The sequence below is a fragment of the Streptomyces sp. NPDC006134 genome (genome assembly GCF_040628835.1).
GTDB lineage: Bacteria > Actinomycetota > Actinomycetes > Streptomycetales > Streptomycetaceae > Streptomyces.
Genome location: NZ_JBEXTV010000005.1, coordinates 88037 through 100882, shown reverse-complemented (window position 1 = coordinate 100882; position 12846 = coordinate 88037). Strand labels below are relative to the sequence as shown.

The window sequence follows — 12846 nt, the reverse complement described above, 5'->3', positions numbered from 1 at the left end:
TCCGGGCCGGTCCGGGCCGGGGCCGCCGGGACGCGGGGGTGGTGCTGCGCCGACACGGCACCACCCCCGCTTCACAGGCCCGGTCAAGGCCGCGGACGCCGTTCAGGACGGCGTCGCTCAAGTGTCCGCCCATCGAGGGGCCGTCCACCAGGGTTGCAGGGGGTTGCACCTTTCTGCTGACCTGTGTGCCGTCCGTGTTCTTCTGTTCGGTACGAGCGGCAGTATGGGATGCGGTGCACGACGGACGCCGGGGAGCGCGGCCGGCCGCCACGCGGCGGTCGCGGTCGCCCGGACCTTTTCTCCGGGAGGACGAGAACCAGTGGTGCTCTCGCCGATGGACGTGACGCAGCTCGCCGCCGTGGACACGGCGCGGGCGGCGCGGGTGCTCAGCGAGGTCCGCTCCGCCCGGCTCTCCGGGCGGCGCGCCCCGGTGCGGCCGCGCCCGGTGATCGAGCAGTCGTGGCAGCGGATGCTGCGCAGCGGGGTCGACCCCGACCACGACTTCCGTTCCGGGCTGCTGTCCCGTGAGGAGCTGGAGCGGCGGCGCGCGCACTCGCCGCTGCGCACGGTGCTGCCGGTGCTGCGGCAGGGGCTGCTGTCGGCCGCGGACGTCGCCCACCACATCATGGTGGTCGCCGACGCCGAGGGGCGGGTGCTGTGGCGCGAGGGCAGTGTGCCCGTGCTGCGCAAGGCCGACGGGCTGGGCTTCGAGCTGGGGGCCGACTGGCGGGAGGACGTCGTCGGCACGAACGGCGTGGGCACCCCCGCGGTCACCCGGCGGCCCGTGCAGGTCTTCGCCTCCGAGCACTTCGTGCGCTCCCACACCACCTGGACCTGTGCCGGGGCGCCGATCACCGACCCGCGCGACGGGCGGCTGATCGGCGTGGTGGACGTCAGCGGACCGCTGGAGACGATGCACCCGGCCACGCTCGCCTGGGTCGAGTCGGTGGCCGGGCTGGCCGAGGCACGGCTGCGCGAACTGCACACGCGGTCGCTGGAGCGGCTGCGCGCGGTGGCGGCACCGGTGCTGGCCCGGATCGGCGGGCGCGCGGCGGTGGTGGACCGGGACGGCTGGACCGCCGCCGTGACGGGAATGCCGTACACGCGCCGGATCGCACTGCCCAAGTCCCTGACGGCGGGCCCCGGATGGCTGCCGGTGCTGGGGCCGTGCACCGTGGAGCCGCTCGCCGAGGGCTGGCTGGTGCGGGCGGCGGCCGGGGACCCGGTACCGGAGGACGGCACACGGATCGTGCTCGACCTGCGGCAGCCGCGCCACTGGTCGGTGGAGGTGACCGGCGGCGCGGGTTCCTGGACGTACGGACTGAGCCCCCGGCACGCGGAGTTGCTCTACGTCCTGGCCGTCCACCGCACCGGCCGCAGCGCCGCCGCGCTCGCCGCCGACCTGTTCGGCGACCCGGCCCGTACGGTGACGGTGCGCGCCGAGATGTCGCGGGTACGGCGGTACCTCGGGGCCCACCTGCACCACCGGCCGTATCGTTTCCGTGAGGACGCCGAGGTCCAGGTGCTCCTCCCGGACGACCCGCGCGACCTGCTGCCGCACTCGACGGCACCCGCGGTGGCGCGGCGACGGGCGTCCGCCGCGCCGGACTGAGCGCGCGGCCCGTGCGCCCCCTCTCGCGCGCGGCCCGTGCGCCCCCTCTCGCGCGCGGCCCGTGCGCCCCCTCTCCCCCGTGCCTGCCGCATCTCCCGCATATGTGCGGGGTATTGGCCCGCCGCCCCCGCGTCTGCCGTAGCATCCCCTGTGGGTCATCCCACCTGCTTCTCGGTCAACGCGGGGACCATCAGGCGCTCCTGGCCCGGCGCCTGGGGAGGTTGTATGAAGCATCGCGGCAGACACCGCAGACGCCGGCGGGCCCGGGCCCTGCGCGCGGCCCTGGCCGGGACCGCCCTCTCCCTCACCGCCGCCGCCACCCTGATCAGCGCCTCCCAGGCCCAGGTCACCGAGGGCCCCGGACCGCTCCGGGCGCTCGACTCCCCCGCCGCGCGGAGCCAACTGCGCCTCACCGAGCACCGGGTGCCCGCCCACTGGCTCGACCGGCTCTCCTCGGCGATGGGCCGCCCCGTCGGCGCGGAGACGGTCCTCGCCTCCGCCGACCGCGTCCTGCGCGACGCCGACGACTGCGCGGCCGAGGAGCGCGCCGCGCTGCCCGTCGCGCCCGCGGCCACCCGGGCGTACTGCTGGGGCGAGGACGACACCCGGGGGTGGCGTCCCGGGGCCGTCACCACCTCCGCGGACGCCTCCGCGGACGGCCGCTGGGGCGGGCACCGGGTGATCCTCTCCGCCTGGTCGTCCGACGGCGAGGACGGCCACGGCAGCCACGACGGCAGCGGCGGCGAAGACGGCCGGGGCGCGGAAGACGGCCGCGGCCCGGAGGGCATCCGCGGCGACGGGGACGGCCCCGGTGGCGACGCGGACGCCGGCCCCTCCCCCGCGGACCGGCCCCTGTCCCGGGTCGCCTTCGTCGACGCGGACGCCCCGGACCGGCCGCGCCACGTGTCGGCCCTGCTCGTCGTCCCGGTGGACGGCGGACGCGACTACCGCGGCCTCGCCTCCCCCGTCTCCGGCATGGTCTGGTACGGGGACAAGCTGCTCGTCACCGCCGGCGCCGGGGACCGCGAGGCGCTGTACGTGTACGACATGGACCGCGTGCTCCGCGCCACCGTCGGCGCCGAGGCCGTCGGCCGGGTGCCCGGCGGCTGGTCGGCACACGGCTACCGGTACGTGCTCCCCGCCGTCGCCGCCTACCGCCCGGCCGACGGCGCGCCGCGCCCCGCCGCGCTCTCCCTGGACCGCACGGCCGACGGCGCCGGCGTGGTCGCCGGTGAGCGGGTGCCGGCGGACGCCGGCCGGCCCGCCCGCCTGTGGCGCTACGCGCTCGGCGAGGATCCGGCGCGCCCCGGTCCGCTCGCCGCCGACGCGGCCGGGCACGTGGACGCCGTGGAAGCGCACGAGACCCGGGCCGCCGGAATCGGCGGCCTCCTGGCGCACCGCCCGCCCGGCTCCGGCCGCACCGGCTGGTACCTCACCCGCGCGGCCCACGAGCCGGGAGGGCGTGCCGTCCTGGGACGGCAGGACGGCACGGACGCCGAGGTCGCCGAGTGCGGTGCCGACCGGTCGAAGCACTGCTGGAGCGGGGAGGCGGGGTCCCTGTCGTACGACCGGCAGACCGGCGAGGTCTGGTCGCAGTCCGGCCGCGTACTGTTCGCCGTGCCGCTGGCCTCGATCGACGCGGCCCTGCGCTGACGGGGAGCCGCCCGGCGGCCGGGGACCCGGTGCGGGTCGACAGGGTTCCGCGCCGGATGGTTCCCTGGCCGGCATGACCAACATCCCCGTGACCACCTGGTCCCTGGAGCAGACCGCCCCGACGGACCTCCTTCCGGCCGCCGCCCCCGAGGGCGATGTCCGGATCGTCCGCTCGGAGGTGCCCTCGCCCGAGTTCAGCCGCTTCCTGTACACCGCGGTCGGCGGCGACATCCGCTGGACGGACCGGCTGGGCTGGACGTACGCGCGGTGGCAGGAGCACCTGCGGCGGCCCGGCGTGGAGACCTGGGTGGCCTACGACCGGGGCACGCCCGCCGGGTACGTGGAGATGACCCCGCAGGACGACGGGGTGGTGGAGATCGAGTACTTCGGGCTGCTCCCCGCGTTCCGGGGGCGGCGCATCGGCGGGTACCTGCTGTCCTGCGGCACCGCCCGCGCCTGGGACCTCGCGGACCGCTGGCCGGGCCTGGCCGAGACCAAGCGGGTGTGGCTGCACACGTGCAGCAAGGACGGCGAGTTCGCGATGGACAACTACCTGCGCCGCGGCTTCCGGCTGTTCGACACCAAGGTCGAGGAGGAGCCGGAGGTGCCGGTGCCGGGGCCCTGGCCCGGAGCCTTCCCCGCCTGACCCGCGCGGCCCCGGCCGGTCCGAGCGTGTGATCGACACCACCCTTGTCTCGCTCTGCGAGACAAGGGTGTCTGCATTTTGGACGAAGCTGGACTGTGTCCAGATCGCCGTGCCACGCTTCCGTCATGCCTGGAACTGGAATCGCCTTGGTGAGTCGACGCCACGTCGACCTCGGCCGCATGTCCAGCGCCATCTGTCCGGCGCGCTGAGAGCTCCTCCAGCAGCACCCAGCAGTCCCGGATCCCCCCGCATCGCCTCATTCCCGCGCAACGGAGCGCACGCCTGCCCATGCGCTTTCCCATGCAGGTCAGAGCCGCTTTCCGCCTGTCCCGAAGGACGTGTCCACGATGACCGCCACCCCACCCAACCCTGCCGCCGCGCCCGTCCGCCGCAAGGTGAGCCGTCACCGCGGCGAGGGTCAGTGGGCCGCGGGTCACTTCACCCCGCTCAACGGCAACGAACAGTTCAAGAAGGACGACGACGGTCTCAATGTGCGGACACGTATTGAGACGATCTACTCCAAGCGGGGCTTCGGCTCGATCGACCCCAACGACCTGCGCGGCCGGATGCGCTGGTGGGGCCTGTACACCCAGCGCAAGCCCGGCATCGACGGCGGCAAGACCGCGGTGCTGGAGCCGGAGGAGCTGGAGGACGAGTACTTCATGCTGCGCGTCCGCATCGACGGCGGACGGCTGACCACGCGCCAGCTGCGCGTCATCGGCGAGATCTCGCAGGAGTTCGCCCGCGGCACCGCCGACATCACCGACCGGCAGAACGTGCAGTACCACTGGATCCGGATCGAGGACGTGCCCGAGATCTGGAACCGGCTGGAGGCCGTCGGCCTGTCCACCACCGAGGCGTGCGGCGACACCCCCCGCGTCATCATCGGCTCGCCCGTGGCCGGCATCGCCGCCGACGAGATCATCGACGGCACCCCGGCCATCGACGAGATCCACCGCCGGGTCATCGGCAACCCGGCGTTCTCGAACCTGCCCCGCAAGTTCAAGTCCGCGATCTCGGGCTCGCCGCTGCTGGACGTGGCGCACGAGATCAACGACGTCGCCTTCGTGGGCGTCGTCCACCCCGAGCACGGCCCCGGCTTCGACCTGTGGGTCGGCGGCGGCCTGTCCACCAACCCCAAGATCGGGGTCCGGCTCGGCGCCTGGGTGCCGCTGGAGGACGTCCCGGACGTCTACGAGGGCGTCATCTCGATCTTCCGTGACTACGGCTACCGGCGGCTGCGCAACCGCGCCCGGCTGAAGTTCCTGGTCGCCGACTGGGGCGCGGAGAAGTTCCGTCAGGTGCTCCAGGACGAGTACCTGAAGCGGGAGCTGGCCGACGGCCCGGCGCCCGCGCAGCCCGTGGAGCGCTGGCGCGACCACGTCGGCGTCCACCGGCAGAAGGACGGCCGCTTCTACGTCGGTTTCGCCCCGCGCGTCGGCCGGGTCGACGGCGCCACCCTGACGAAGATCGCCGAGCTGGCGGAGGCCCACGGATCGGGCCGGGTGCGCACCACCGTCGAGCAGAAGATGATCATTCTCGACGTCGCGGAGGAACAGGTCGGCTCGCTGGTCGACGCCCTGGAGGCGCTCGACCTCACCGCCAAGCCCTCGCCCTTCCGGCGCGGCACCATGGCCTGCACCGGCATCGAGTACTGCAAGCTCGCCATCGTCGAGACCAAGGCGCGCGGCGCCTCGCTCATCGACGAACTGGAGCGCCGCATCCCGGACTTCGACGAGCCCCTCACCATCAACCTCAACGGCTGCCCGAACGCCTGCGCCCGTATCCAGGTGGCGGACATCGGCCTCAAGGGCCAGCTGGTCCTGAACGACCGGGGCGAGCAGGTCGAGGGCTACCAGGTGCACCTGGGCGGCGCGCTCGGCCTGGAGGCCGGCTTCGGCCGCAAGGTGCGCGGCCTGAAGGTGACGGCGGAGGAGCTGCCGGACTACGTCGAGCGCGTCCTCAAGCGCTTCCAGGCCGAGCGCGAGGACGGCGAGCGGTTCGCCGCCTGGGCGGCCCGCGCCTCCGAGGAGGCGCTGTCGTGAGCGAGCGCGCCGCCCCCTTCCACTGCCCCTACTGCGGCGACGAGGACCTGCGTCCGAACGAGCAGGGTCACGGCGCCTGGGAATGCGCCGGGTGCAACCGCGCATTCCAGTTGAAGTTCCTCGGGCTGCTGGCCCGGGGCCTTCAGCCCAACTCCACGGGAGGGGACGGAATATGACGGCGATTCAGGAAGAGCGCACGGCCGAGGAGCTCAAGGAGCTCGCCGAGCGGGCGGGCCGCGAGCTGGAGGACGCCTCCGCGCTGGAGATCCTCCAGTGGGCCGCGAAGACCTTCGGCAGGCGCTTCTGCGTGACCTCCTCCATGGAGGACGCGGTCGTCGCCCACCTCGCGTCCCGCGCGATGCCCGGCGTCGACGTGGTGTTCCTCGACACCGGCTACCACTTCCCCGAGACCATCGGCACCCGGGACGCGGTCGAGGCCGTGATGGACGTCAACGTCATCACGCTCACCCCGCGCCGGACCGTCGCCGAGCAGGACGCCGAGTACGGCCCGAAGCTGCACGACCGCGACCCCGACCTGTGCTGCAGGCTGCGCAAGGTCCAGCCGCTGGAGGAGGGCCTGAAGGGCTACCTCGCCTGGGCGACCGGCCTGCGCCGCGACGAGTCCCCGACCCGGGCGAACACCCCGGTCGTCGGCTGGGACGCCAAGCGGGGCAAGGTCAAGGTCTCCCCCATCGCCCGCTGGACGCAGGACGACGTGGACGCCTACGTCGCCGAGCACGGCGTCCTGACCAACCCGCTGCTGATGGACGGGTACGCCTCCGTCGGCTGCGCGCCCTGCACCCGCCGGGTGCTGGAGGGCGAGGACGCGCGCGCCGGCCGCTGGGCGGGCCGGGCCAAGACCGAGTGCGGGCTGCACACATGACGGCCACAGGCACGCACACGGAGCCCACAGGTCCCGCTGTTACTGCTGTTACCGGCGTTCCCGCTGCTGTTACCCATGCGCCCCAAGCGACCACTGCGACCACTGCGACCCAGGAGAACCACGTGACGACCGGAGCCACCGTCTGGCTCACGGGTCTGCCGAGCGCCGGCAAGACCACCATCGCCCACGAGCTGGCCGGACGGCTCCGTGAGGAGGGCCGCCGCGTCGAGGTGCTCGACGGTGACGAGATCCGCGAGTTCCTCTCGGCGGGCCTCGGCTTCGGCCGCGAGGACCGGCACACCAACGTGCAGCGCATCGGTTTCGTCGCCGAGCTGCTCGCCCGCCACGGCGTCCTGGCCCTCGTCCCGGTGATCGCGCCCTACGCCGACAGCCGCGACGCGGTGCGCAAGCGGCACCAGGAGCACGGCACGCCGTACCTGGAGGTGCACGTGGCGACGCCGGTCGAGGTGTGCTCCGTGCGCGATGTGAAGGGGCTGTACGCCAAGCAGGCGGCGGGCGAGCTGACCGGGCTCACCGGCGTCGACGACCCGTACGAGGAGCCCGAGGCGCCCGATCTGCGCATCGAGTCCCAGAACCAGACCGTGCAGGAGTCCGCGGCGTCGGTGTACGCCCTGCTCAGCGAAAGGGGACTGGCATGACCGGCACGACCACCGTCGCCACCGTCACCGGGGAGACCGGCAGCCCGTACGCGCTCTCCCACCTGGACGCCCTCGAATCCGAGGCGGTGCACATCTTCCGCGAGGTGGCGGGCGAGTTCGAGAACCCGGTGATCCTCTTCTCCGGCGGCAAGGACTCCATCGTCATGCTGCACCTGGCGCTGAAGGCGTTCACGCCCGCGCCGGTCCCCTTCGCGCTGCTGCACGTGGACACCGGGCACAACTTCCCCGAGGTCCTCGCCTACCGCGACCGCACGGTGGCCCGGCACGGGCTGCGGCTGCACGTGGCCTCCGTGCAGGACTACATCGACCGCGGCGTGCTCAAGGAGCGGCCCGACGGCACCCGCAACCCGCTCCAGACCCTCCCCCTGACGGAGAAGATCCAGAGCGAGAGGTTCGACGCGGTCTTCGGCGGCGGGCGCCGCGACGAGGAGAAGGCCCGGGCCAAGGAGCGGGTGTTCTCCCTGCGCGACGAGTTCTCCCAGTGGGACCCGCGCCGCCAGCGCCCCGAGCTGTGGAACCTGTACAACGGCCGCCACGCGCCCGGCGAGCACGTGCGCGTCTTCCCGCTCAGCAACTGGACCGAGCTGGACGTGTGGCAGTACATCGCCCGCGAGGACATCGAGCTGCCGGAGATCTACTACGCGCACGAGCGCGAGGTGTTCCGGCGCGGCGGCATGTGGCTGACCGCCGGCGAGTGGGGCGGCCCCAAGGACGGCGAGACGGTCGAGAAGCGGCAGGTGCGCTACCGCACCGTCGGTGACATGTCCTGCACCGGTGCCGTCGACTCCGACGCCGACACCATCGAGAAGGTGATCGCCGAGATCGCCGCCTCCCGGCTGACCGAACGCGGCGCCACCCGCGCCGACGACAAGCTCTCCGAGGCCGCGATGGAAGACCGCAAGCGCGAGGGGTACTTCTAGAGATGAGCACGATCACGACCGAGGAGCTCTCGGCCACCACCCTGCTGCGGTTCGCCACCGCCGGGTCCGTCGACGACGGCAAGTCCACCCTCGTCGGGCGGCTGCTGCACGACTCCAAGTCGGTCCTGGCCGACCAGCTGGAGGCCGTGGAGCGCGCCTCGGCGAGCCGCGGCCAGGAGGGCCCGGACCTCGCGCTGCTCACCGACGGCCTGCGCGCCGAGCGCGAGCAGGGCATCACCATCGACGTGGCCTACCGCTACTTCGCCACCCCCCGGCGCCGGTTCATCCTCGCCGACACCCCCGGCCACGTGCAGTACACGCGGAACATGGTCACCGGCGCCTCCACGGCCGAGCTGACGGTGATCCTGGTCGACGCCCGCAACGGCGTCGTCGAGCAGACCCGCCGCCACGCCGCCATCGCCGCCCTGCTGCGCGTCCCCCACGTCGTCCTCGCCGTCAACAAGATGGACCTGGTCGGCTACGAGGAGAAGGCGTTCGCGTCCATCGCCGAGGAGTTCACGGCGTACGCGACCGAGCTGGGCGTCCCCGAGGTCACCGCCATCCCGATCTCGGCGCTGGCCGGGGACAACGTGGTGGAGCCGTCCGCGCACATGGACTGGTACGGCGGCCCGACGGTGCTGGAGCACCTGGAGACGGTCCCGGTCAGCCACGACCTGGCGCACTGCCACGCCCGCCTGCCCGTGCAGTACGTGATCCGCCCGCAGACCGCCGAGCACCCCGACTACCGGGGGTACGCCGGCCAGATCGCCGCCGGTTCCTTCCGCGTCGGCGAGGAGGTCACCGTCCTGCCGTCGGGCCGGACGACGACGGTCACCGGCATCGACCTGCTGGGCGAGCCGGTCGACGTCGCCTGGACGCCGCAGTCGGTGACGCTGCTGCTCGCGGACGACATCGACATCTCCCGCGGCGACCTGATCGTGCCGAGCCAGGACGCCCCGGCCACCACGCAGGATGTCGAGGCGACCGTGTGCCACGTCGCCGACGCCCCGCTCACCGTCGGCCACCGGGTGCTGCTCAAACACGGCACCCGCACGGTCAAGGCGATCGTGAAGGACATCCCGTCCCGGCTGACGCTGGACGACCTGTCCCTGCACCCGCACCCGGGCCGGCTGGTGGCCAACGACATCGGCCGGGTGAAGATCCGCACCGCCGAGCCGCTGCCGCTCGACTCCTACGCCGCCTCCCGGCGGACCGGTTCGTTCATCCTGATCGACCCGAGCGACGGCACCACGCTCACCGCGGGCATGGTCGGCGAGTCCTTCGCGGCCCCGGAGCCGGCCCAGGGCGCGGCCGGCGACGACGGGTGGGACTTCTGAGCATGCGCTCCCCCGACTTCTACTCCACGTTCGCCAAGGAGGGCGGCCGCGTCGGCAGCGGCGCCCTCGGCAGCGGGCAGGGCGGAGTGGCGCGATGTGGACGGTGACGTACGCGCGCTGCCCGCGCGCCCGCACCGCATGCCGTCCGCACCGCCGAAGACCTGCCGATCTCCCGGCCACGACCTGACCCCACGACGGGGGTCGTGACCGCCGGGCCAACGAGAGGAACACCTCCCGTGCCTGCCATCCCCGCCCTGCGCCGCAGCCTCGCGGTCCTCGCCTCCCTGCCCCTGCTCGCCCTCGCCGCCTGCGGATACGGTTCCCAGGCCAAGGAGGACGGCACCGCCCAGGTCGCCGCCGGGGCGAAGAAGACCGACGGGCTGGACTCCGTCCGGATCGGCTACTTCGGCAACGTCACCCACGCGACCGCGCTGGTGGGCAACCGGAAGGGCTTCTTCCAGAAGGAGCTGGGCGCCACCAAGGCGCAGTACGCCATCTTCAACGCCGGACCGTCGGAGATCGAGGCGCTCAACTCCGGCTCCCTCGACATCGGCTGGATCGGCCCGTCCCCGGCCATCAACGGCTACACCAAGTCGAACGGCAAGAACCTGCGGATCATCGGCGGTTCGGCCTCCGGCGGGGTGAAGCTGGTGGTGAACCCGGAGAAGATCAAGTCGCTGAAGGACGTCGAGGGCAAGCGGATCGCGACCCCGCAGCTCGGCAACACCCAGGACGTGGCGTTCCTCAACTGGGCCGCCGAGCAGGGCTGGAAGGTCGACGCCCAGAGCGGCAAGGGCGATGTGACGGTCGTCCGCAGCGACAACAAGGTCACCCCGGACGCCTACAAGGCGGGCTCCATCGACGGCGCCTGGGTGCCCGAGCCCACCGCGTCCAAGCTGGTCGCCGAGGGCGGCAAGGTGCTCCTGGACGAGGCGAGCCTGTGGCCGGACGAGAAGTTCGTCATCACGAACATCATCGTGTCGCAGAAGTTCCTCGCGGAGCACCCCAAGGCCGTCGAGGCCGTGCTGAAGGCGTCGGTCGAGACCAACCAGTGGATCAAGGACCATCCGGAGGAGGCCAAGGCCGCGGCGAACGAGCAGCTGGCCGCCGACACCGGCAAGGCGCTGCCCGCCGAGGTCCTGGACCCGGCGTGGAAGTCGATCCAGGTCACCGACGACCCGCTGGCCGCCACCCTCGACGCCCAGGCCGAGCACGCGGTGAAGGCGGGCCTGCTCAAGGAGCCCGACCTCGAGGGCATCTACGACCTCGCGCTGCTCAACAAGGTGCTGAAGGCGGCGGGCCGGCCCGCGGTCGACGACGCCGGCCTCGGTGTGAAGTAAGCCCGGACCCCGACCCGTACCCAGGAGGTGACGACCATGGCCACGACCCTCGCCAAGGCCGCCGACGGCACCGAGGCGGCGACCTGTGCCGCCCGGATCGAGCACGTCTCGAAGTCGTTCGCGGGCCCCGCCGGACGGCAGCTCGTGCTGGACGACATCAGCCTCGATGTCGCGCCCGGCGAGTTCGTCACCCTCCTGGGGGCCTCCGGCTGCGGCAAGTCCACCCTGCTGAACCTGGTGGCGGGCCTGGACGAGCCCAGCGCCGGCGGCATCACGACCGACGGCCGCCCGGCGCTGATGTTCCAGGAGCACGCCCTGTTCCCGTGGCTGACCGCGGGCAAGAACATCGAACTCGCCCTGAAGCTGCGGGGCGTGCCGAAGAACGAGCGGCGCGGCAAGGCGGAGGAGTTGCTCGAACTCGTCCGGCTGAGCGGCGCGTACGGCAAGCGGGTGCACGAGCTGTCGGGCGGTATGCGCCAGCGGGTGGCGATGGCGCGGGCGCTCGCGCAGGAGAGCCGGCTGCTGCTGATGGACGAGCCGTTCGCGGCGCTGGACGCCATCACGCGGGACGTGCTGCACGACGAGCTGACCCGGATCTGGCGCGAGACGGGGCTGTCCGTGCTGTTCGTCACGCACAACGTGCGCGAGGCCGTCCGCCTCGCCCAGCGCGTGGTGCTGCTGTCGTCCCGTCCCGGGCGCATCGCGCGCGAGTGGACGGTCGGCATCCCGCACCCGCGCCGCATCGAGGACACCGCCGTGGCGGAGCTGTCCGTCGAGATCACCGAAGAACTGCGTGGGGAGATCCGCCGCCATGGCCAGCACTGACACGACGACGACCGCCGCCGCCAAGGACGGCGGCGACCTCGCCGGCCTGGAGGCGGGCCTGGACGCGCTGGAGACCGTCCAGCAGGGCCGCAAGCCGTTCCGGCAGACGTTCACGGAGAAGATCCTGCCGCCGGTGCTCGCCGTGGCGCTGGTGCTGGCGGTGTGGCAGGCGCTGGTCTCCTTCGGGATCGTCGACGATCCGACGAAGCTGCCCGCGCCGGCCGACGTGTGGAACGTCGTCCGGGACGCCTGGCTCCAGGGCGAGCTGCTCGGCTACATCTGGACCAGCGTCTCGCGCGGCCTGCTCGGCTTCTGCTTCGCCCTGCTGATCGGCACCCCGCTGGGTCTGCTGGTGGCGCGGGTGAGGTTCGTGCGCGCGGCCCTCGGCCCGATCCTGTCCGGCCTCCAGTCCCTCCCCTCGGTGGCGTGGGTGCCGCCGGCCGTGATCTGGCTCGGCCTGAACAACTCGATGATGTACGCCGTGATCCTGCTCGGCGCGGTCCCCTCCATCGCCAACGGCCTGGTCTCCGGCGTCGACCAGGTGCCCCCGCTCTTCCTGCGCGCGGGCCGCACCCTGGGCGCGACGGGCCTGAAGGGCACCTGGCACATCGTGCTGCCGGCCGCGCTGCCCGGCTATGTGGCGGGCCTGAAGCAGGGCTGGGCGTTCTCCTGGCGCTCCCTGATGGCCGCGGAGATCATCGCGTCCTTCCCCGACCTCGGTGTCGGCCTCGGCCAGCTCCTGGAGAACGGCCGCAACGCCAGCGACATGGCCATGGTGTTCGAGGCCATCCTGCTCATCCTGATCGTCGGCATCGCCATCGACCTGCTGATCTTCAGCCCGCTGGAGCGGTGGGTGCTGCGCAGCCGCGGTCTGCTGGTGCGGAACTGAGAAACCGAGGAACCGA

General features: G+C 72.9%; 13 protein-coding genes. All 13 read left to right on the top strand.

Features of this window, described 5'->3' with window-relative positions; all coding sequences use genetic code 11:
* The first annotated feature begins 334 nt into the window (after positions 1-334).
* The 13 genes from ABZ340_RS05020 to ABZ340_RS04960 all read left to right on the top strand — a co-directional run bounded on the left by ABZ340_RS05020 (position 335) and on the right by ABZ340_RS04960 (position 12830).
* Entirely contained in the window at positions 335-1612 is a 1278-nt protein-coding gene (locus tag ABZ340_RS05020; protein WP_358780346.1) for a GAF domain-containing protein, read from the top strand.
* Positions 1613-1837: 225 nt separating this feature from the next.
* Positions 1838-3265: a hypothetical protein gene (locus ABZ340_RS05015; RefSeq protein WP_358780345.1), complete on the top strand. Its 1428-nt coding sequence runs from the start codon at positions 1838-1840 to the stop codon at positions 3263-3265.
* A gap of 73 nt (positions 3266-3338) precedes the next feature.
* Positions 3339-3911 carry a GNAT family N-acetyltransferase gene (locus tag ABZ340_RS05010; protein ID WP_358780344.1) on the top strand — a complete coding sequence of 191 codons (573 nt, stop codon included), beginning with the start codon at positions 3339-3341 and terminating at the stop codon, positions 3909-3911.
* Positions 3912-4036: 125 nt separating this feature from the next.
* On the top strand, positions 4037-4120 hold the full coding sequence (locus ABZ340_RS05005; RefSeq protein ID WP_310887545.1) for a putative leader peptide: 84 nt from the start codon (positions 4037-4039) through the stop codon (positions 4118-4120).
* A 138-nt stretch (positions 4121-4258) separates the two neighbouring features.
* Positions 4259-5956 (top strand): nitrite/sulfite reductase, encoded by a 1698-nt coding sequence (locus tag ABZ340_RS05000; RefSeq protein WP_358780343.1) that lies wholly within the window; start codon positions 4259-4261, stop codon positions 5954-5956.
* On the top strand, positions 5953-6132 hold the full coding sequence (locus ABZ340_RS04995) for a hypothetical protein (RefSeq protein ID WP_358780342.1): 180 nt from the start codon (positions 5953-5955) through the stop codon (positions 6130-6132). The genes ABZ340_RS05000 and ABZ340_RS04995 overlap by 4 nt, the downstream gene beginning before the upstream one ends.
* On the top strand, positions 6129-6839 hold the full coding sequence (locus tag ABZ340_RS04990; protein WP_358780341.1) for a phosphoadenylyl-sulfate reductase: 711 nt from the start codon (positions 6129-6131) through the stop codon (positions 6837-6839). Before ABZ340_RS04995 ends, ABZ340_RS04990 begins: the two co-directional genes overlap by 4 nt.
* The gene (gene cysC / locus ABZ340_RS04985) at positions 6836-7498 is read left to right on the top strand and encodes an adenylyl-sulfate kinase (RefSeq protein ID WP_358780340.1); all 663 of its coding nucleotides are present in this window, start codon (positions 6836-6838) and stop codon (positions 7496-7498) included. The genes ABZ340_RS04990 and cysC overlap by 4 nt, the downstream gene beginning before the upstream one ends.
* Positions 7495-8439: a sulfate adenylyltransferase subunit CysD gene (cysD, locus tag ABZ340_RS04980; protein WP_358780339.1), complete on the top strand. Its 945-nt coding sequence runs from the start codon at positions 7495-7497 to the stop codon at positions 8437-8439. The genes cysC and cysD overlap by 4 nt, the downstream gene beginning before the upstream one ends.
* Positions 8440-8441: 2 nt before the next feature.
* Positions 8442-9776: a GTP-binding protein gene (locus ABZ340_RS04975; RefSeq protein ID WP_358780338.1), complete on the top strand. Its 1335-nt coding sequence runs from the start codon at positions 8442-8444 to the stop codon at positions 9774-9776.
* A 236-nt stretch (positions 9777-10012) separates the two neighbouring features.
* A complete protein-coding gene (locus ABZ340_RS04970) occupies positions 10013-11116 on the top strand; it encodes an aliphatic sulfonate ABC transporter substrate-binding protein (protein WP_358780337.1) in 1104 nt (367 codons plus the stop codon).
* 36 nt (positions 11117-11152) lie between these two features.
* Positions 11153-11941 carry an ABC transporter ATP-binding protein gene (locus ABZ340_RS04965; protein ID WP_358780336.1) on the top strand — a complete coding sequence of 263 codons (789 nt, stop codon included), beginning with the start codon at positions 11153-11155 and terminating at the stop codon, positions 11939-11941.
* The gene (locus ABZ340_RS04960; RefSeq protein WP_358780335.1) at positions 11928-12830 is read left to right on the top strand and encodes an ABC transporter permease; all 903 of its coding nucleotides are present in this window, start codon (positions 11928-11930) and stop codon (positions 12828-12830) included. Before ABZ340_RS04965 ends, ABZ340_RS04960 begins: the two co-directional genes overlap by 14 nt.
* Positions 12831-12846: the final 16 nt, after the last annotated feature.